Raw genomic sequence first — 21,742 nt, forward strand, 5'->3', positions numbered from 1 at the left:
CAAAAGTACGAAATACCCCTCGAATCGCCTAACTGTTCGTAAATGCGCTTATTCCTCAATTTCCCGGCTTTTATTTCGTTTCTTTCGCTAGTCTGTTTACTCAACCTATGTGCTCATTTACAGGCCTTTTCGCAACCGCTGGCACCCACCGATACGCTGTCTATCCAACGTTTACTCAGGCAGGCAGAGACTTTTCAGGCTAGCCCGGCAGCTCGATTTGGTACGGTTGCCCTGTCTGTTCGACGGGTTCGGGACAGCCAGGAATTTATCGGATATAACGCCCGCCAAAGTTTACCATCGGCCTCCACATTAAAGCTCATCACCACGGCAACAGCCTTTGCGGTGCTGGGCCCCAACTTCAGCTATACAACAACGCTGGAATACGATGGAACGATCAAAGACAGCACACTTATCGGTAATTTATACATCCGGGGCACCGGCGACCCCTCCCTGGGAAGCTGGCGTTTTTCGGGCTACTATGACTTACCAGCCCTCCTTTCGAGCTGGTCGGAAGCGGTAAAGGCTGCGGGCATTCGACGGATCCAGGGAATGGTTGTGGGCGATGGAAGTCTGTACGATGACTTGACAACACCCGATACATGGCCCTTTGGCGACCTCGGCAATTATTACGGTGCTAGTCTAAGTGCGCTGAATATCAACGAAAACTTATACCGTATCTTTTTTCGTCCGGGCAAAACGACGGGTCAACCAGCCAGCGTATTGCGTACCGATCCACCGGTGCCCTATCTTAATTTCCGAAACACCGTTACGACTGATGCCGCGAATACCGGCGATCAGGTAAACATCTACGGCGCTCCTTTTCTGAACCAGCAATGGCTGACAGGTAAAGTACCGCTTGGCGAACCCGCCAATGAATTTAGCGTGAAAGGCTCTCTGCCAGACCCCGCCTATTTTGCCGCGTTTGCTCTCCAAAATCAACTTCTTCTGGATAACATACCGGTTAATAATCCGCCGGTCTCCTTGGGTGGTGGTCTGCCGGTTACGGTCAACCCGGCGGGCAAACGTACTGTTTTAAATCAGCACAAATCACCATTGTTGACGGATCTGGCTCAGCAAACAAACTTTCAAAGTATTAATCTGTATGCCGAGGCCCTGCTTCGAACAACGGCTGTTACATTAACTAAAAGTGCTCAAACCACAACGGCCAGTATCCAAGCCCTTACCACTTACTGGAAAAGCAAAGGCGTCTCGACAGATGGGTTTCGGATTCGGGATGGTAGTGGCCTCTCAACCGTTGGGGCGCTCACGGCCGATAACATGACCAGTATTTTGAGCGTGATGGGCCGGGACAAAGCGTTTCCCCAGTTTTATGAGACAATCCCCATTGTCGGACAGACAGGGACTGTCCGGAGCCTGGCGCGCGGGACAGCCGCTGCCGGTAACATACGGGCCAAAAGTGGGTCCATTGAAGGTGTTCGGGCTTATGCCGGTTACTTCACGGCAGCGGACGGCGAGCGTATGAGCTTCTGTATACTCGTCAATAAATTTACGCCCGGCCAGAATAGAACCGTGACGAATGAACTGGAAAAGATTTTTGTGGGACTCGTTGGCCTGAATGGAAAGTAACGTGGCGCAGGAAAAATCCCGCGCTACGTCAATCTTCTTCGTAATGCTCACAAACTGTTACCACGTTAAACCAGTACTGACCAATCGCTTTGGTCACTTCGCTAAGCCGCTGAAACGTTGGCGGCTTGGTGATAAAGCTATTGGCTCCGTTGAAATAAGACGTTTCAATATCATCTTTTGCATCGGAGGTTGTCAGGACAACAATGGGTATATGGCGAAAATCGTCGTTCGCTTTAATTTCACGCAGTGCCTCACGTCCATCCTTACGAGGCATGTTCAGGTCAAGTAAAATCAGCTCGGGCAGCGAATGAGCAGCCCCGCTATACCGACCTTCGTACCGCAGAAAATCCAACAGATCTTCACCGTCTTCAGCAAATGAGATACGGCTGGCTGGGTAATGCTGATGAAATGCCTCCCGCGTCAAATAACGATCGTCTTCGTCGTCGTCAACTAGCAGGATATGAATAGGCTTCTGAAGTTGGTCGGTCATATTGTTGTTGAGATTGGCTTTCTGGTAATACGACTACAAACGTAGCTCCCTCATTCGGTTGACTACGCGCCGTAATATAGCCGTGGTGATACATAACTACGCGCTTACAGATGGCAAGGCCGATACCGGTTCCTTCGAAGGCACTTTTACCGTGTAAACGCTGAAAAACTTTAAAGATGTGATCAACATATTTTTCATCAAATCCAATTCCGTTGTCTTCGATGGAAATTTCGAAGTATCGCCGATCAGCTATCAAGTCCGGGTAGGTTTCGCTATCTACTACCCGAGCCTGGATACGCAGGAGCGGACGTACCCCTGGCCTGACGAACTTCAGTGCATTGGAAACAAGATTATTGAACAGATGATCCATTTGACTGGCAATACCCTCAATAATCGGCAAATCGCCTATTTCCAGCTTTACGTCCATCCCTTTTATACGAAGCTCCTGATCGTCCAGAATACGCTGTACCACTTCATGAAGCGATACCACTTTGAATTCCTCCTGATGGCTGGAAATACGGGAAAAGTTCAGCAAGTCTTTGATAAGTTTAGACATGCGCTCCGCTGAGTTTGCTATTTTACTCATGAAAAGCATACTATCCGCATCGAACAGATTGGCATAACGCTCCGTGATCAGGTTGGAAAAAGACTGAATTTTACGTAGTGGCTCCTGCAAATCATGGCTCGCTACAAAAGCAAACCGCTCCAGTTCTTCATTTGACGCTTCCAGCTGACGAATCTGCCCGCGTAGTTGCGAGTCGTAAGCCATAAGCTTGTCGGCCGTTTGCTGCCGATGGGCCAACTCCTTTTCCAACAATCGGTATAGAATGAACAGGGTCAGGAACGTCATCAACGATAAGGCAAAAATTATGATGAGCGTTTTACTGAACGAATTATCTGCCTGCCGGTTCCTGGCTTCCATTAGCACACGCTCGGTGTCGATCATCAATGCAACATGCTTACGCAGCAGGTCCATCCGGCGCTTACTTTCCGCGCTGATTGCGTTGTTTCGCCTATCGAAAGGCAAAATGTCCAAACGGGCGTCTGTTATGGCTAGTTTATCTTTGATAAGCTGTTCCAGAACCTGGCGACGCTTGATCTGTATTTTATTATCGTTCGTCAGTGTTTGCAGATGCTCAAGCTGGCTTGGAAGCAGTTGAATAGCCTGGTTATAAGGCTCCAGATAGGCAGAATCGTTGGTAATAACGTAGCCTCGTGAACCGGTTTCCACATCTTTCATCAGCGACATAATGTTTTCAAGGGCACTGATGACGTCGTATGTATGACGTACGCGCTGCATATCTCCACCGTATCGGTTATAGCTATAAAAAGATATGGCGAAACCGGATGCAATAAGAACCATAGCCACAATGAAACCGAATGCAATGCGCCGGTTCATGGTGTAGCCAGTCTGGTTTTCTCTTAGCATAACGTAAGTAAACAATCTGCAACAAATATAGAAAACGAAACAAGGCCTTTCTTACTCTTATAACGTTTCTACTACCAAATTATGGTTTGTATAGATGCACACGTCAGCCGCAATATGCAGACTCTCACGAACCATCTCTTCGGCGGATAGTTCATTGGCGTGCTTCTTGAGTGCCAGAGCAGCCGACTGCGCATACATACCTCCCGAACCAATGGCGGCTACGTCTGCATCCGGCTCAATGACATCACCCGTACCCGAAACTAGGAGCAGGTCATCTTTAGACGCCACAATCAGCATTGCTTCCAATTTTCTGAGGTACCGGTCTGTTCGCCAATCTTTGGCCAGTTCAATAGCAGCCCGTTTGAGGTTACCGCCGTAGGCATTAAGTTTTTCCTCAAAGCGCTCAATGAGTGTAAAGGCATCGGCCGTTGAACCGGCAAAACCGGCCAGCACTTTGCCACCCATCAGGACGCGTACTTTACGTACATTACTTTTGGCAACGGTATTGCCCATCGTAGCCTGCCCATCGGCGCCCAGAGCCACGTGCCCATTGTGCCGAATGCCAACTACGGTAGTTGCATGAATTTTAGGTTGCATGAATTATAATTTATTGATGGGTATAACACCGGTGAGGTAGTTTCGGGTTCAGTTCATGGAGTTGTGAAGCAGTCGTTGGTTAGCCCACTCCACTTACGAATTTCACTCCACTATTCTACCTGCTCCACGTACTAATCCCACTTCACTACTTACCCTTCAGCGAAGGGAATGGGACGGTTAACGCTCTCCTCCAGGGAGATAAAGGTTTCTGTGCGTTGTATGCCACTTACTTTCTGGATCTTATCGTGCAGTACTTCACGCAGGTGCTGGGTGTCGCGACAAACGATTTTGGCAAAAATGCTATAGATGCCGGTTGTATAATGCACGTTGACAACCTCGGGAATTTTCTCCAGTTGTTTGGATACCTCTTCGTATAGGGAGCTTTTGTCTAAATAAATACCCAGGAAGGCGCTGATGTCCCAACCTAATTTAGCGTGGTCAATCACTAACTGCGAACCGCGCACGATACCCATCTGCTTTAATTTATTCATCCGGACGTGAACCGTACCACCCGATACAAAGATGCGCTTTCCTATTTCAGTATAGGCCATATTGGCATCCTGCATTAACAAACTCAGTATTTTAAGATCGGTATTATCAATTTCTAAATTTTTCTCGGTCATTTCAGCCCTATTTTTGATGAGTGCTAACAAAAATAGCCATTTTTTAAATCGTTTGTAAATTTTAGGTTTTTTTTATAGAAAATTTGCAACGAAACCTCACTTTGCACTATCTTTGTATTGTCAAGTTGATCGAGCGGGGTCACACGCCGGTCTTCTTGATAACTTTTCTCACACTGTAGGATGTCGAAATTGGCAGACGTGCCCTCCTGTCTCGGGGGTGGTGATAAAGGATAAACGCAGCATAATGCCGCCCGCAAGGGCGACTGGGGTTGACCACCAGAGTTGTACTGTGGCTAACTGCACCGTGGGCGGTTCGAGTCCCCCTCCTACAGCAATTTTCCTGCTTCGGCGGAAAAAGATTTTAGTTTGTTGATGAAGTGTAATTGAACACGCCGGCTCCGCGATGAGTCCGGCGTTTGTTTTTTTTGCCTACTTTTGCTGTTTATTAGTAAAGACTCCTCCGTCGTTTAGACGACCTTATATTACAACGTGAAGCACATCCGTAATTTTTGCATTATCGCCCACATTGACCACGGCAAGAGTACGCTGGCGGATCGACTACTTGAATTCACCAAAACCGTTGGCTCCCGCGATATGCAGGCCCAACTGCTCGACGATATGGATCTGGAGCGCGAACGTGGCATCACCATCAAGAGCCACGCCATCCAGATGGATTATGTGTATAAGGGTGAAACGTATACCCTTAACCTGATCGATACGCCGGGCCACGTCGACTTTAGCTACGAGGTATCGCGCTCGATTGCCGCTTGCGAAGGGGCATTACTGCTGGTCGATGCATCGCAGGGAACGGAAGCTCAAACGATTTCCAACCTATATCTGGCCCTTAACAACGACCTGGTCATCATTCCCGTTCTGAACAAGATCGACTTACCGGGTGCCCGTCCCGAAGAGATCAAAGACGAAATGGTGGACCTGCTCGGCTGTGAACGCGACGATATTATTCCGGCTTCGGGCAAAGAAGGTATCGGCGTCCCCGAAATTCTGGCCGCCATTGTGGAACGGATTCCAGCTCCCAAAGGCGAACCCGCCGGTCCGCTGCAAGCGTTGATCTTCGATTCGCATTTCAACTCCTACCGGGGTATCGAGGTTATTTTCCGGGTCAAGAACGGCCGTATTCGCAAAGGCGATAAGGTTAAGTTCATGAACACCGGCAAAGAATACACCGCCGATGAAATTGGAACCCTTCGCCTGACTCAGGAACCCAAAGACGTAATTGAGTGTGGCGACGTAGGTTACCTGATTTCGGGTATTAAAGTGGCCAAGGAAGTAAAAGTCGGTGATACCGTTACGACCATCGAAAACCCTGCCAGTGTAGCTATTCAGGGTTTCTCGGAAGTAAAACCAATGGTCTTTGCGGGTATTTATCCTGTCGAGACCAGCGAGTTCGAAGACCTGCGCGATGCCATGGAAAAGCTGCAACTAAATGATGCCGCCCTCGTGTGGGAACCGGAAACATCGGCGGCTCTGGGCTTCGGTTTCCGGTGCGGCTTCCTGGGTATGCTGCACATGGAAATTGTGCAGGAACGTCTGGAACGCGAATTTGACATGACCGTCATTACCACGGTGCCCTCGGTACGATTTGAGGTAATGACCACAAAAGGAGAGGAACTTCAGGTATCGGCCCCCGCTGAAATGCCAGAGCCAAACCTGATCGACTATATTGAAGAACCGTTCATCCGGGCGCAAATCATTACCAAAGCTGAGTATGTAGGTGGTATCATGGGACTCTGCATGGACAAGCGGAGTATCCTGAAAAACCAAGTCTACCTGACTGCCGACCGCGTTGAACTCCAGTTCGAAATGCCCCTAGCCGAAGTGGTGTTCGACTTTTTCGATAAGCTCAAAACAATTTCGCGCGGTTATGCCTCCCTCGATTACGAGTTTATGGACAACCGCGAATCGGACATGGTGAAACTCGACGTTATGCTCAACGGCGACCGCGTGGATGCACTCTCGGCCATTGTTCACCGCTCGAAATCATACGAATGGGGTAAAAAACTGTGCGAAAAGCTTCGTGAGTTGATTCCCCGCCAACAGTTTGAGATTGCCATTCAGGCGGCTATTGGCCAGAAAATCATTGCCCGCGAAACCCTGAGTGCCTTGCGCAAAGACGTATTAGCCAAGTGTTACGGCGGTGATATTTCCCGGAAACGTAAACTGCTCGACAAGCAGAAGAAAGGAAAGAAACGAATGCGCCAGGTCGGCAACGTCGAAATACCGCAGGAAGCATTTATGGCGGTGTTGAAGATCAATTAATTGAAAGGCCAGCTCGGAAACGGGCTGGCCTTTTTTATTACCCAACGCTACGATTACGCTAGGGTAGCGTTCACCGTGATGGTGGTGTTAAATAATTTCGAGATGGGGCAGTTGTGTTCGGCATGGTCGACCAGTTCGTTAAACTTCGCTTGGTCGAGACCGGGTACGCTGGCTTTGAGCGTCAGCACTGAGCTGGAGATGGCGCCATCTTCGAGCGAAATAGCACAATCGACATCCAGCGAATCAGCGGCAAAGCCAGCCTGTTGAATATTAAAGGCTAACTGCATGGCGAAACAGCCAGCATGTGCAGCGGCTACCAGTTCTTCGGGATTGGTACCTACGCCGTCCTCAAAACGGGTTTTGTACGAATATTGCGTTTGCTTCAGTACAGTACTGGCCGTGGTTACTGTTCCTTGTCCATCTTTACCGGTTCCGGCCCAATGAGCCTGTGCATTGCGGGTAATTTTCATACGATTAAGCGTTAACTTGTTAGTGTTTGTTATTGATGAACCAAAAGTAGCGGGTCTGGTTTTGCCTATTTTTCACCTATGTTAAAAAGTGGCGGTAAATTAACTATTCACTTAAAATTATTGTAGACACGGAGCACACAGAAATTAATTAAATAAAACCCAGTAATTTAAACTCTGTGCGCTTCGTGTCTCCGCTTCGGCGGTCCGATGTGTTTACTACGTTTGCTTATGTACCTGGTAGTTTTACAGCATGACCTCCAACCAACACCTTATCTTACACCAGCAACTTCGCGAATTTGCTCAACTCTCAAACGCTGACCGTGACCTCGGACATGAATTCTGGCAAGTCCGAACGGTAAGCAGAAACGATTTCTTCAACAACCCAAATTCCCTCTGTCGGCATATTGGGTTTATCGTGAAAGGCATTTTCCGGGTCTATTATGTCGATCCGAAAACCGAGCTAGAACACAATCTCTATTTTGCGAGCGAAAACAATTTCATTACGTCCCTAAAAAGTCTGTTGACCCGCACAACCTGTCCCTACATCATTGAAGCCCTCGAAGATGCCGAATTATTTGTTATGCAGTATGACCACCTTCAGCAACTATACGAGCGGTCGCACGGCTGGGAACGTTTTGGTCGGCTCCTGGCAGAGCAGTATTTTCTGATGAACCAGCTCCGGTCGGAGAGTTTGTTAACGCAGACGGCCGAAGAGCGTTACATTGATTTAATCACCAATCAGCCTGAGCTGTTGAAGCGGGTTTCGCTTGGGCATATCTCGTCCTACCTGGGCATAAAAGGCCCCTCTCTGAGCCGAATCCGTGCGCAGATCGCCCATAAATAAGCCTTTGACATCAATGGGTCTAATCTCCTCAGACTCTAAAACTTACGTAGCATACGGTGGTTTCATATAGACTTGCTGGAATCTTAACAAGCTTTATTTTTATGGGCGAATAACTCCATATCCCGATAGACTATTAGGTAATTAACTGATAATCATTTTTTTACATTTCTTTTGGAAAAATAAAATCCACTATCCACCTTTGCCCAGCAATTAAAAAGAGTAGACGTAGTTGACTCGTTCGATACCCATGAGCACGTTCCATCCATTGGCTGTTTCCTCCTTACTCATCCCGACTTCCGTTGATGAAGGTCGCTGCATGTGTAAGCGGCTGATGTGTAGTTATTGTTGCGGCTGAGCCACCCATCGACCGACTCCCCGGCCCGATATACCTTACTAACCCCGATCGTAATTTACCCTAATCTTGTACTGACTACTCAGTTACCCTAACCTGAATTAAGATTACCCTACTAAATCAATAGAATTAATAAACAATGCGAATGCTTTTATTAACCTCATCACTCAACCAACCATGCGACCTTCCCTTACCTCCTCCCTACCCGACTCACAAGGGCACGTTGCGCACGTAACGTACCAGCTGGCGGGCTTCGACCGATTGAATTTTGTCAGTGACATTACGAGTACCGTTCCTCAGGATGGTTCGTATACCATTCAGGCCATCTGTTTTGAAGGGGATGGCCTACAGGCAACGGGCTTGTTGACGGTTCAGATGCGGGAAGAACACAGAATACAGGGTTTTCTGGTACAACGACTTAAGTCCATACAGGGCATGGTGAGCGTGCGGGAGGTACAGTAAGCGAATTTTAATACCGGCGGGCAACTCAGCGGCAACTGATTGGCTCGCGCATAAAAAAGCCGAAACGGCGGCAACCGTTCCGGCTGGCTAACAACAAGGCTCTGACAAGCCTCATTTTTCACATAACCAAGACAAAGTAATGCAAAAACTTTTATTTGCGGGAGTCGTATGGCTACTCGCCTGCGGAGGATTGCTGGCACAATCGACCGCAGCCCGTGTATCCGGTACCGTTCGAACCGACAACGGCGAGCCCCTGCCGGGGGCCAATGTGGTTATCAAAAACCAGACAAAAGGGGCTACAACCAATGCAGAAGGGCTTTTCAGTCTGGAAGCTCAATCGGGAGACGAGTTGGTTATCTCGGCCATTGGCTACCAGAGCACCCAGGTTAAAGTCGGCACAAAAAATACCCTGGAAATTTTTCTGCGTGAATCCGCTTCCCAACTGAATGAGGTTGTCGTGGTTGGGTACGGTACGCAGGACCGCAAAAACCTGGTCGGCTCCGTTACGCAGGTCAACGCCGACGAAATTAAGAATCGCCCCGTTGCCAGTTTCGACCAGCAGTTGCAGGGGCGCGCAGCCGGTGTGCAGGTGGCGGCCAATACGGGCGTACCGGGTGACGGTATTTTCTTCCGCATTCGCGGTACCACGTCCATCAACGCGAGCAACGACCCGCTGTATGTGGTCGATGGGGTGTTCGTCAACAACCAGTCACTCCAGAAAATTACTACGCAGGGACAGGCGAATAATCCCCTGGCTGACATTAACCCCGCTGATATTGAGTCGATTTCCATCCTGAAAGATGCCGAAGCAACGGCCATTTATGGAGCGCGGGCGGCAAATGGCGTGGTACTCATCACCACCAAACGCGGGGCCTACAACAGCAAAACCAAAGTCAGTTTGAACGCATCTGTCGGACAGGCATGGGCGCCTAAACTGTGGGATCTGGTTACCGGTCCCGAGCACGCGACGATCATCAACGAAGCCTGGATAAACGACGGCAAGCCTGCTTCTACCCGCCCCTTTCGACCCGTTTCGGAAGGGGGGCGCGGACTGCCGGAAGAGCAGCCCACCTACGACCGGCTGCACGATATTTTCCGTACGGGGGCACTGCAAAATTACGATCTGGCCGTTTCGGGTGGGACAAAACAAACCCGCTTCTACATTGGGGGTGGCTACACCAGCCAGCAGGCTACCTTGCGCACCAACGACTTTGCCCGGGCCAGCTTCAAACTAAATCTGGATCAGGACATTACGGATAAAATCCGCATTGGCACCAGCAACATTCTTTCCCAGTCGAACCGGACGAATGCGCGCGTGGGCGATGGACCACAGGGCGGTATTTTGCAGGCGGCTCTGCACACCCCAACCTATCTGCCCAAGTTTAATACGGATGGAACCTACGCTAAATGGGCGGGTTTCGACAACCTCGATGTGCTGATCAACAACACCGATATGCACTCGACCAGCACCCGCTATATCGGTAACATTTATGGCGAATATGACATTACCAGCGGCTTAAAACTGCGCAGTAGCTGGAGCATCGATTACAACGATTACAACGAATACGAGTACTGGAATACCCTCACTAACCGAGGCAGCGCGAGCAAAGGTCTGGCTACATCGAGCGTTAGTAAAAACACGATCTGGATCAATGAGCAGACGTTGTCGTATCGGCGGTCGTTCGGTACCCAACATAATTTCGGTGCTTTGGTAGGCAACACCTTACAGGGGAATGTATCGACGCAGACGCTGGCGCAGGGCACCAACTTCCCCTCGGATGCCTTCAAGCAGATCGCGTCGGCGTCGGTAACGACTGCCTCGTCGACCCGCAACCAGTATAACCTGGTCTCGTTTTTCGGGCGGGTCGATTATAACTTCTCGAAAAAGTATTTTCTGGAAGCCAGCCTTCGGGCCGATGCCTCCTCCAAGTTCGCGGAAGGGCACCGCTGGGGGTATTTCCCATCAGCCGGGATAGCCTGGCAGCTTAAGCAGGAGAATTTTCTGCGGGATGTCAATTTCGTCAGCGATCTAAAAATCCGAGCTAGTGTTGGCTGGACGGGTAACCAGAACGGCATCGGTAACTATGCCTCACGCGGCCTGTGGGGTGGTGGAAACAACTACCTCGACAATCCGGGAACTGTACCCGTCCAACTGGCCAACCCGGAGCTGAAGTGGGAAACCACCCGCCAGACTAACGTTGGGTTGAACATCGGCCTGTTGAACAACCGTATCGGTCTGGAAGTCAACGCTTATTCCAAGTACACCTACGACCTGCTGCTTCAGGTGCCGCTGGCGCAGAGTTCGGGGTTTTCCAGCATCTACCGAAACGATGGTGAGATCAGCAACCGGGGGCTCGAATTTGGTATCAACAGCCAGAACATCAACAAAAGCGACTTCCAGTGGAACACCAGCTTTAACCTAGCCGCGAACGTGAACCGCATTGAAAAACTATCCATCCCCGTCGATGCCAGCTATGCGGCCGAACGCATGGCGCAGGGGCAGGCGTTTCACTCATTCTATGTTTACCGGCAGTTATATGTCGACCCGAAAACGGGCGATGCCGTATACGATGATGTCAATAAAGATGGCAAGATCACCGTGGCCGACCGGCAGTTTTATGGCAGTGCGTTACCCAAATTCTTTGGGGGGCTGAACAACACCTTCGCCTACAAAGGATTTGATCTGTCGGTATTCTTCAATTTCAGCTATGGCAGTAAAGTCTTTAACAACAACCGCTTCTTCCACGAGTCGGGCGGGACGCGGGATGACCGTCGGGCCATCAACAAGAACCAGTTGAACCGCTGGCAGAAAGAGGGCGATATTACCGATGTGCCGCGCGTAACGACCATCGGCAACAACTACAACCTGAGCCCCACCAGCCGGTTTGTGGAAGACGGGTCGTTTCTCCGGCTGAACTCGCTTGTGCTGGGCTACACCATTCCCAAAGCCGTGCTTCGAAAAGTGGGCATCTCATCGGCGCGGATCTATTACAGCGGCTCCAACCTGTGGCTGCTAAGCAACTATCAGGGGCCCGACCCGGAGGTGAACGTCACCGCCGACCCCACCACCCAGGGCTATGACCTGGGTACGCCCCCGCAACCCCGAACCGCTCAGTTTGGCCTCAATCTGACTCTCTGATCAGCACGAATTATTCCCCATGAAAAAGATAATCAATACTTTGCTAAGCGCCCTTCTGCTCACGGGTTGCCAGCAATTTTTAACGGTACAACCGGATTTACAGGTCGATCAATCGCAGGCGATTACGAATGCCAGCACCGCCGAAGCCGCTGTTAATGGTCTTTACAACCGGCTGGGAAGCGACGGGTATTACGGCTCCAACTTTCAGGCACTGGCCTATCTGTCGGGTGGCGACATTCAATGGACGGGATCGCAGGGTGCCCCCCAAGAGATTACGGCCCGCAAATTAACAGCCGATAATGGCTATGTGGGTTCGGCCTGGAGCGCCATTTACCGAACCATTCTGCAAGCCAACTATCTGCTGGAAACCGTTCCGACGATTACTGATCCGCAGCTAACAGCAGACCGGAAAAACCAGATATTGGGCGAAGCATATGCCATTCGGGCGTTATCTTACTTCGATCTGGTTCGTGGCTGGGGCGGTGTTCAACTGATTTTGAAAGCAACACGCACTCCTACCGACAACACGAACATTCCGCGCAGCAGTGTCGATGAAACCTACGTGCAGGTTTTAAAAGACCTCACGGCTGCCGAACCGTTGTTGAGTGCAACGTCCAATCGCAACAGGATCACCCGCAAAACGGTCTGGGCTATTCGGGCTCGGTATCACCTCTATCGGCAGGAGTGGGAACAGGCCGAGACCTATGCCAGTAAACTCATTGATGATGCCGCCAACTACAAGCTGGCGAAACCATACAGTGCGTTTTTCGCGAACAATGCAGTCGCTACGCCCGAATCTGTCTTTGAAATTGCCTACACGAATTCGTTCAAGAACGGGCATTACAACTGGTGGCTTCCCCCGGCACTGAGCGGCCGTCGCGAATGGGCACCGAACGCCAATCTGGTTACTTTGCTCAATGACCCCAACGTGGGCGGCAACCGGAAAGAGCTTATTGCCCAAACGAGTCCTCCTGGCAATTTGTGGTATGGCAAACTCTATTACCGCACCCCGCTCGGCACCGACCCGGCCTATGTTATTCGCATTGCCGAACTGTACCTGATTCGGGCCGAAGCGCGGGCTCAACTGGGGAAATCTGCCGCGGCCCTCACCGACCTGAACGCCGTACGTGACCGGGCGGGTGTACCCGCTTCACTGGCTTCGACCAAAGACGCGCTCTTACTGTCCATTGAAACCGAACGGCAGGTAGAATTCCCTTTTGAAGCCGACCGCTGGTTCAACCTGATCCGTACCGGACGGGTTGCCGCCGTGCTAGGCATCACCGATGCGACTAAATATGTGCTGCCTATTCCGAATAGTGAAATTCTGGCCGATAAAGCGCTGACGCAGAATCAGGGGTATTAAAAGATTACTCCACTCCAACCCCTCCCCTTGAATAAAGGGGAGGGGCTAGAAGAAGGGGACTTTAGTAGCTAGCTCCACTTATTCAGATTAGATAATGTTGGAAGGGCTAGCGCAAATTACTTTTTAGCTATGCAATAAGTGTCCGGCTGGAATGGCTTGCAATAGCTACCATCGTTCGCTTTTATTAGCCCCTTCCCTTTTTTAGGGGTGGTGTTGGGGTGAGGTTCTTACGATAACTTATCTTCGTCCGATTCGTCACTAACTCCCTTATAACAAGAAACCAAACGCCTGACATGACAAAGCAGTTCATTTTACCACTTATCATCCTGACCCTACTCTCCGGTAGCCTGAAGGCGCAAACATCCCAGACGGTTGGCCCCGAAAAAGGGGCGCTGGTCATTGTAGGGGGCGGAGCTATGAGCAACGACCTCTGGAACCGGTTTATTGAACTGGCCGGCGGTCCGGCCGCAGCCAACATCGTGATCATTCCAACAGCGGGCGAAGATTCGTCGGCCAGCAGTGCCCCGCGCGAAAAGGAGAAGCTGACGAGTCTTGGGGTTAAGAACATCACCATCCTGCACACCCGCGACCCCAGAGTAGCGAATCAGGCGGCTTTCGTGGCCCCTATCCGCAATGCTACCGGTGTGTGGTTTGTAGGTGGGCGGCACTGGCGCTTAACGGATTCGTACCTGAATACGCTGGCGCACAAAGAATTCAACGCCGTATTGAGCCGGGGCGGGGTCATTGGCGGCACCTCTGCCGGGGCTACCATTCAGGGCTCGTTCATGGTTCGGGGCGACACCAAAGGCAACTCGATCATGGTGGGCGACCACACTCAGGGGCTCGACTTCATCCACAACGTCACCATCGACCAGCACTTTCTGCGCCGGAATCGCCAGTTCGACCTGATTGAGGTGATCAAAGCCCGTCCCGAATTACTGGGTATCGCCATCGACGAAGGCACCGCCATTGTGGTGCAGCAGAACACCTTCGAGGTTATTGGCAACTCGTATGTGGGCATTTACGAAGCCAACCAGATTGCCAACAGCGCGAAGTACCCATCGGGGCAAAACAGCACCGGCGGTCCGTTTTACTTCATCAGCAAAGGCCAGAAGTTCGACCTCAAAGCTCGCAAAGTTGTCAGCCAGCAGCCCCAACGAGCAAATGAGCCGGCGAAATAGAGTGGCTTTTTTGCTTTCGTCATGCCGAGACATGAGGAATCATGAATTACGTAGCCAACTTCAAGATTCCTCGTAACTCGGCATGACAAAAAGTAATACTTTTTAGCTGTCTCCGTGTTGTCAGTTTCTTAAAACTGACATCACGAACAGAATCAGTACAACGCGCCACATTCATCATTCCATTCACATTACATTTATTCTATTTACTCCATAGGATAGATTATTATAAAGTCTCACTCGCTATGCTCAACACCAGCCCAACTCCAGCTGAACCGGCCTGGATACGAACGGAGAAAACGCTCTTTCGCTTTGTCTTTCTTTATTTCTTCCTTCAGGCCATTCCAATTGACTGGCGATTTTACCATGACCTCGTTTCGATTGACTGGGGTGCCTTTTATTACCGCGATCTGTTTAACCTTGCGCGCTATGCCCCGCATTTTTTCGGTCCGGCCGATTCATTTGTTAACTGGGCTGCCGTGGCAGTTATTGCCGCTATAGGCACACTGATCTGGACATACTGCGATCAGAACCGGCGAGACTACACCGCTCTATATTACTGGCTGCGGGTCATGCTCCGCTATCGCCTGGCTGTTGCCGTCTTCGCCTATGGGTTTGTCAAGCTGTTCCCGTTGCTGGCTCCGCTGCCCTCCATCAGCAACCTCAATACGCCCTACGGCGATTTTACGGCCTGGAAACTGTTTTCGCTCAGTCTGGGCATCGTTCCCTCCTATGAATCCTTTCTGGGACTGGTTGAAATTCTGGGCGGGCTATTACTGCTTAACCGGAAGACAACCGTTATTGGTACGCTGATTATCATCCCGTTTCTTGGCAATGTGTTCGTGTCGAACTTGGCATATGAAGGGGGTGAGTCTGTCTACAGTTTGCTGCTCATCACATTTGCGCTGGTTTTGTTTGCATTCGATGCCATCCGGTTGTTTCGGGTGGTTTCCCTCGCACAACCGACCTTACCCAATCGCTTCAAACCCGTTTTTACCGAAGCCTGGCAGCAGTATGGCCGGTTGGTTCTGAAAGGCAGTTTTACCTTCTTCGCCGTTTTCCTGTACGGGTATAAAACCTACGCGGCCTACAAAAACGGCCCGTATCAGTTCCCCAAAACTCCCGGACTACCCGGAGCCGCCGGACTGTATAACGTACAGTCCTTCAAACTGGCGGGCGAAACCCTACCCTACTCAAAAACCGATTCGGTGCGTTGGCAGGATGTGGTTTTTGAAACCTGGAACACGATCAGCATCAAATCGAACCGGCCGATTATGCTGGATCGAACCAATACCGAGCAGATTCAGACCGACGATGCCAGCCGGACCTACGAACTGGCGGGCTCAGCGGGTCGGCATTATTACAGCTACCAGGTGGACTCGACCCGGCAGGTACTGTCACTGAGAAATCGGAACCCCAACTACCCGAACGAAACGCTGACGCTGCACTACCAGCGAACCGGCCCGAACCAGATCAGCCTGTCCGGATTGAATGAACGTCGGGATTCCATTTCCGTCATACTCAACAAAGTCAACAAAAAATACCTGCTGAACGAAGCGGCCAAAGCTGGTCGGCGGGGTACGCTAATCCTTTAACGTTTGACCCATGGCACTCCCCAACATCAACCCCGAACGACTCGACCTGGGCATGATCACCCCTGAAGAGCTGACCGACACGCGGCCTGTTGATTCTGAACCGTTAACGGTTTCATCACCTGTCGCTGAACAGAAAACATCCGACGAAAGCCGTCGAGGTAACCGGTACCCAAATTGGACGCCGGGCGAAAAGATTACCTTTCGGATAGCGTTCGTATTTTTCATCGTCATGTCGCTACCGACCAACACGGGCTGGTACAAGAATGTATTCTCGCTCGACTGGCGGCACCTGCACTACCGCGATCTGTATGATGTTGCCCGTTTTCAACCCACTATCCTGGGCCGCGTGAGCTGGTGGCCCGCCTGGATGGGTTATGGCGAATGGGTGTTTCTTTTCCTGGTCTCTGCCGTCGCTGGCCTGATCTGGACCGCTGTCGTTCGTATCCGACGGGCCGAACCACGGGATTATAACCTGTTGTACTACTGGCTCCGGGTGGTGGTTCGGTACCGGGCGGGTATCGGCATCATCGGCTTCGGCTTTACGAAACTGCTGCCCACGCAGTTACCGTACCCGTCGCTGGGTTTGCTCAATACAAACTTTGGCGACCTGACCGCGCAGAAAATCTACTGGCTTTCTATCGGTATTGTCCCCTGGTACGAGGTCTTCACGGGCGTGGTTGAAGTGCTGGCGGGTGCGTTGCTATTTTTCCGGGCAACAACCTTCTGGGGCGCGGTATTATTGTTCGGGGCACTGGCCGATATTGTGTACGTGAACTTGGCTTACGATGGCGGAGTACATGGCTACAGTTCGTACTTCGTGCTCTTGTCGGGATTTCTGCTGGTGTATTACGTCCGGGATCTATACACCCTGTTGATCAAAGAACAGCTTACGGTTCCGGCCCATTATTATCCCACGTTTACTAAAGTCTGGCAGAAAGCAGCCCGTATCAGTCTTAAAACAGCCACCATTGGCATTTTCCTGATCCTGCTGTTCTGGATTCAGTACGTCAACTTTCGATACGATCCATACAAGCAACCCGCCCAGAAAGGTGTTCGGGAACTTCGGGGCAATTATGCCGTTTCCGACTTCCGCCTGAATGGCAAAGAACTCCCCTACTCGCCGACTGATTCCATACGCTGGCAGGAAGCTACTTTCGAAAACTGGTCGACGCTTACCTTTAAGGTAAATAAAGCCGTGCCGCTGGACCTCTCCAACGGGGGCGGCTCACCCATGCGCGACCTCAACCGAACGTTCGAACTAACAGGAGTGGGCGGTGGCCAACGGGTGTTCTACTACGATGCCGATCCGGTCAATCAGGTTTTGTATTTGCAGGATAAATACCGCCCCGCTTCCGGTCAACGGGGGGAAGGTGGCGAGGGCGACAGCGAGGCTTCCGGCAAACGCTCAGCGAAGAAATCGAACCGCCCGGACAAACCAGCCGACAACTGGATTCCGGCAACGGCATTGGCGAACATCGGCCCGGAATATGAAAAGATTGAGCCCATTGCCCGCACCACACGTCGGTCGAAAGGAATAAAGTCTGAATCACGTCAGGAAGATGGCAAACGTAAGCGCATGATTTTGTCGTACAAAACAACGGATGGCTCACGGGTGATTTTAACGGGTATCAACGAGAATAAAGACTCCATTTACGTGGTACTCGACCGAATTAACCGGAACTACGCCCTCTCGAAGAGCACGCTAAACGCGGGGGAATATTGAGCCGGGGATGTTAGGCAAATAGAGGCAGGTTGACTCCGCAATGTAGGGTTCATAAAGGCGTCTCTTTACCAATGAATGATACGTTAGGTTTTTCAAAACCTAACGTATCAGGTTTAAGAACCTGACTTCACGGAAGTAAAAATAAACCGGTTAACTTCACCACATTGTACAAAATGACGCCACTCGCTCCAGAGTCGGTAACGTTTTATTTGGGAGTGAGTCCTTACCTAAGGCACCGTAAACATGAAAAGAACCACCTATTCACTCTGTCTGGTCTGCGCGTTATTCGCCGTAGCGCTGGATGGTTGCCTGCAGGCAAACGGGAAAGAGCCTCCTAGCCTATCCGTGACAAAGCCCGACACCATTCCCTGGCCCGCCAGCTTTGGCTTCGGACGGAAAGCGACTCCGGCGGAGATTGCCCGATTGGACATTGATGTTCGCCCGGACGGCAAAGGGCTTCCGGCGGGAGAGGGCACATCAGCCGCCGGGAAAGTGATTTTCGCGACCAAATGCGCAGCCTGTCACGGTGTTGGCGGCATCGGCGGTTCGAACGGTTCGCTGGTATCGACGAATGACGCTACCACGAAACGACGGGAGAAAACCATCGGCAACTACTGGCCTTATGCGACCACCGTCTTCGACTATATCCGGCGGGCCATGCCCTTTAGTGAGCCGGGTTCCTTAACGAATGCAGAAGTCTATAATCTGACGGCTTACCTGCTGAATGCCAATGGTATTACTAACGAAAAAACGATTATCAACGCCAAAACGCTGCCTGCCGTTGTGATGCCCGCTCAGAAATTATTCGTTCCCGACGATCGAAAAGGAGGCCCTGAGATCAAGTAATATGAAGAAGAGAATCACTCATATCGACCAGATTTCGGGCAAGATGTCCCGTCGCACCTTACTTGGCGGGGCAGCAACGGCAGCTGTCGCCCTTGTGCAAACCGCTTCCGGCAAAACCATTCAGGAAGGTATTTCGGTAACGGAATTGCTACCCGACGACCCGACCAAACGCGTGGGGCCGTTGCCCGGTGAAGTAGGCACGCGCTCAGGGTTTGAAAAGCTCGTCAAGAAACCATCCGAGATTTCGTCGCGCTCGCCCTTACAGGATTTTTACGGCATCATTACTCCCTCCGATCTTCATTTCGAACGCCATCACGCCGGTGTTCCCGCCATCGACCCGGCCAAACATGAGCTGCTCATTCACGGCATGGTCGACAAACCCATGGTCTTCTCCATTGCCGATCTGAAGCGATTTCCGTCGGTTTCGCGCATTGCCTTCCTGGAATGTTCAGGCAACTTCCGAACGGGCAAAGAGACGCTAACCCCACAGGACGTTTGCGGCCTGACCAGCCAGAGCGAGTGGACGGGCGTGAAGCTCTCGACCCTGTTTCGGGAAGTCGGCGTTCAGCCAAAGGCCAGCTGGTTTCTGGCGGAGGGCTCCGATGCCGCCATCATGACCCGCAGCATTCCGGTCAGGAAAGGCTGGGACGATGCTATTATTGCCTACGCCCAGAACGGTGAAGCCCTCCGGCCCGAACAGGGCTATCCCGTTCGGTTGTTTCTGCCGGGTTGGGAAGGCAATACTTCCGTGAAATGGCTCCGCCGGCTGGAGTTATCCGACCAGCCCTTCATGACCCGGGAAGAAACGTCGAAATACACTGAGCCTGTCAAAGACGGTAGATTCCGGCAGTTCAGTTTCGACATTGATGCCCGATCGATTATTACCTTTCCGGCTTATCCCAAGACAATTGACAAGGGCTGGATTGAGATTCGGGGGCTGGCATGGAGTGGCCGCGGTAAAGTCGTTCGGGTCGAGGTGAGTACCGATGCCGGTAAAACCTGGACTCCCGCCACGCTTCAGGACCCCGTGCTGGACAAAGCCCACACGGCTTTCCGGCATCTATGGCAATGGAACGGCGAGGCTACGGAGATCCTGAGCCGGGTAACCGATGAAACAGGCTACCGCCAGCCCACGTTCAAGCAATTGACCGATGCCCGTGGAAATGAATCAGGCTACCACTTCAACCCAATCACCGCCTGGCAGATTAAGCCCGACGGCACGGTATTATTTAAACCTGAAACTACCTAGATGGCGAAAACTGAGTATGATGCCGTCATTGTCGGCTCTGGTCCCAACGGATTGAGTGCTGCCATTACTATGCAGCGGGCGGGCCTGTCGACGCTCGTACTGGAAGCGAAAGCTACTATTGGCGGTGGCCTTCGGTCGGCCGAACTGACCCAGCCGGGTTTCGTCCACGACATTTGTTCGGCCATTCATCCGCTGGCTGTCGGTTCTCCGTTTTTTAGAACCCTCCCCCTGGCCGATCATGGGCTGGAATTCATTGACCCGCCCATTGCCGCTGCCCACCCCTTCGATGATGGCACGGCAGCAGCTCTCCGTCGGTCGCTGACCGAGACTGCGCAATCGCTGGGGGCCGATGAACAGACCTACCGGACGTTGCTGGAACCGGTGGTTCGCCACTGGCCCGGCATGGCCCCAGATATACTCGGCCCGCTGCGTATTCCGAAGCACCCAATTGACATGGCCAGTTTCGGGCTGAATGCGCTACTGCCCGTTACACAACTGGTCAAACGATTCAAGACCAAAGAAGCGCAGGGACTTTTTGGGGGGATGGCTGCTCACTCCATTCAGCCATTGAGCAATGTGGCTACCTCAGCCATTGCCCTGGTGCTCATGACCGCCGGGCATCTGTACAACTGGCCCATCCCGAAAGGCGGGTCGCAAACTATCGCGAACGCCCTGGCCTCTTACTACCGGTCGATCGGCGGTCAGATCGAGACCGACCGGCGGGTTGCTACGCTTAAAGACATTCCGTCAACACGGGTCGTTCTGTTCGATGTGACGCCCAAACAACTGCTCAGCATTGCCGGAGAACGATTTTCAACCCTTTATCGCACCCAGTTGGAACGGTATCGCTATGGTATGGGCGTGTTCAAGATCGACTGGGCGCTGGATGGTCCTATTCCGTTTACGGCCCCCGAATGTCGGCAGGCGGGTACGGTGCATCTGGGCGGCACCTTTGCCGAAATAGCCGATGCCGAACAGGCCACATCAGACGGGAAGCACCCCGACAAGCCTTACATTTTACTGGCGCAGCAAAGCCTATTTGACAGCAGCCGCGCACCCAATGGCAAGCACACTGCCTGGGCTTACTGCCACGTCCCGAACGGTTCAACGCTGGACCAAACCACCATTATCGAGCAACAGGTCGAACGATTTGCGCCCGGTTTTCGCGACCGGATTCTGGATCGGCACACGATGAACACGGTCCAGATGGAAGCCTACAACCCGAACTACATCGGGGGCGACATCAACGGGGGCATTATCGACATCACGCAATTGTACACCCGTCCGGTCATTAGTTTATCACCCTATGAGACATCGGCACCGGGTCTGTTTATCTGTTCGTCCTCCACGCCACCGGGCGGTGGTGTGCATGGTATGTGCGGCTACCATGCCGCTCGCGTTGCCCTTCGGGAAGGCTTTGGTTTGCCCGTGCCGATAACGCTGGCAACAACGTAAAATAGCCGAAAAGGGGTAATTTTGCTTTACCTATTTCACCCCAGCCCCCTAAAGTGGACTTAG

General features: G+C 51.7%; 17 protein-coding genes. 12 read left to right on the forward strand and 5 right to left on the reverse strand.

The genetic code is table 11. From position 1 onward, the window contains the following. Window positions 1–42 precede the first annotated feature (42 nt). Complete coding sequence (gene dacB, locus ACYVJM_RS26610; RefSeq protein ID WP_461151263.1) at window positions 43–1,587, forward strand: D-alanyl-D-alanine carboxypeptidase/D-alanyl-D-alanine endopeptidase; 1,545 nt, start codon at window positions 43–45, stop codon at window positions 1,585–1,587. Between the two features lie 28 nt (window positions 1,588–1,615). On the opposite strand, the gene ACYVJM_RS26615 is transcribed toward dacB, so the two are convergent. From ACYVJM_RS26615 to ACYVJM_RS26630, 4 genes are all read right to left on the reverse strand, one after another. Continuing rightward, on the reverse strand, window positions 1,616–2,077 hold the full coding sequence (locus tag ACYVJM_RS26615; protein ID WP_097131289.1) for a response regulator: 462 nt from the start codon (window positions 2,075–2,077) through the stop codon (window positions 1,616–1,618). Continuing rightward, window positions 2,034–3,506 (reverse strand): sensor histidine kinase, encoded by a 1,473-nt coding sequence (locus ACYVJM_RS26620; RefSeq protein ID WP_461151264.1) that lies wholly within the window; start codon window positions 3,504–3,506, stop codon window positions 2,034–2,036. Before ACYVJM_RS26620 ends, ACYVJM_RS26615 begins: the two co-directional genes overlap by 44 nt. 57 nt (window positions 3,507–3,563) lie before the next feature. Further along, window positions 3,564–4,103, reverse strand: coding sequence for an ATP-dependent protease subunit HslV (gene hslV / locus ACYVJM_RS26625; RefSeq protein ID WP_461151265.1), 540 nt, complete (start codon window positions 4,101–4,103; stop codon window positions 3,564–3,566). A 149-nt stretch (window positions 4,104–4,252) separates the two neighbouring features. Next, on the reverse strand, window positions 4,253–4,726 hold the full coding sequence (locus ACYVJM_RS26630) for an Lrp/AsnC ligand binding domain-containing protein (protein WP_097131293.1): 474 nt from the start codon (window positions 4,724–4,726) through the stop codon (window positions 4,253–4,255). Between the two features lie 489 nt (window positions 4,727–5,215). Between ACYVJM_RS26630 and lepA the strand changes: the two genes are divergently transcribed. Continuing rightward, the gene (lepA, locus tag ACYVJM_RS26635; protein WP_461151266.1) at window positions 5,216–7,003 is read left to right on the forward strand and encodes a translation elongation factor 4; all 1,788 of its coding nucleotides are present in this window, start codon (window positions 5,216–5,218) and stop codon (window positions 7,001–7,003) included. 53 nt (window positions 7,004–7,056) lie between these two features. On the opposite strand, the gene ACYVJM_RS26640 is transcribed toward lepA, so the two are convergent. Further along, a complete protein-coding gene (locus ACYVJM_RS26640; protein ID WP_461151267.1) occupies window positions 7,057–7,473 on the reverse strand; it encodes an OsmC family peroxiredoxin in 417 nt (138 codons plus the stop codon). Window positions 7,474–7,723: 250 nt separating this feature from the next. On the opposite strand from ACYVJM_RS26640, the gene ACYVJM_RS26645 reads away from it, so the two are divergent. From ACYVJM_RS26645 to ACYVJM_RS26690, 10 genes are all read left to right on the forward strand, one after another. Next, window positions 7,724–8,317 (forward strand): Crp/Fnr family transcriptional regulator, encoded by a 594-nt coding sequence (locus tag ACYVJM_RS26645; RefSeq protein ID WP_461151268.1) that lies wholly within the window; start codon window positions 7,724–7,726, stop codon window positions 8,315–8,317. A gap of 529 nt (window positions 8,318–8,846) precedes the next feature. Continuing rightward, the gene (locus tag ACYVJM_RS26650) at window positions 8,847–9,131 is read left to right on the forward strand and encodes a hypothetical protein (RefSeq protein ID WP_461151269.1); all 285 of its coding nucleotides are present in this window, start codon (window positions 8,847–8,849) and stop codon (window positions 9,129–9,131) included. A gap of 139 nt (window positions 9,132–9,270) precedes the next feature. Then, window positions 9,271–12,270, forward strand: a complete 3,000-nt coding sequence (locus ACYVJM_RS26655) for a SusC/RagA family TonB-linked outer membrane protein (RefSeq protein ID WP_461151270.1) — start codon at window positions 9,271–9,273, stop codon at window positions 12,268–12,270. A 19-nt stretch (window positions 12,271–12,289) separates the two neighbouring features. After that, entirely contained in the window at window positions 12,290–13,633 is a 1,344-nt protein-coding gene (locus tag ACYVJM_RS26660) for a RagB/SusD family nutrient uptake outer membrane protein (protein WP_461151271.1), read from the forward strand. A 293-nt stretch (window positions 13,634–13,926) separates the two neighbouring features. After that, complete coding sequence (locus tag ACYVJM_RS26665; RefSeq protein ID WP_461151272.1) at window positions 13,927–14,814, forward strand: cyanophycinase; 888 nt, start codon at window positions 13,927–13,929, stop codon at window positions 14,812–14,814. A gap of 242 nt (window positions 14,815–15,056) precedes the next feature. Further along, window positions 15,057–16,406: a DoxX family protein gene (locus ACYVJM_RS26670; RefSeq protein ID WP_461151273.1), complete on the forward strand. Its 1,350-nt coding sequence runs from the start codon at window positions 15,057–15,059 to the stop codon at window positions 16,404–16,406. Between the two features lie 10 nt (window positions 16,407–16,416). Next, window positions 16,417–18,129, forward strand: a complete 1,713-nt coding sequence (locus ACYVJM_RS26675) for a hypothetical protein (RefSeq protein WP_461151274.1) — start codon at window positions 16,417–16,419, stop codon at window positions 18,127–18,129. A gap of 243 nt (window positions 18,130–18,372) precedes the next feature. Next, window positions 18,373–18,975, forward strand: coding sequence for a c-type cytochrome (locus tag ACYVJM_RS26680; protein WP_461151275.1), 603 nt, complete (start codon window positions 18,373–18,375; stop codon window positions 18,973–18,975). A 1-nt stretch (window position 18,976) separates the two neighbouring features. After that, the gene (gene soxC, locus ACYVJM_RS26685) at window positions 18,977–20,224 is read left to right on the forward strand and encodes a sulfite dehydrogenase (protein ID WP_461151276.1); all 1,248 of its coding nucleotides are present in this window, start codon (window positions 18,977–18,979) and stop codon (window positions 20,222–20,224) included. After that, window positions 20,225–21,679, forward strand: coding sequence for a phytoene desaturase family protein (locus ACYVJM_RS26690; RefSeq protein WP_461151277.1), 1,455 nt, complete (start codon window positions 20,225–20,227; stop codon window positions 21,677–21,679). The last annotated feature ends 63 nt before the right edge of the window (window positions 21,680–21,742 follow it).

The sequence above is a fragment of the Spirosoma pulveris genome (assembly GCF_054781875.1).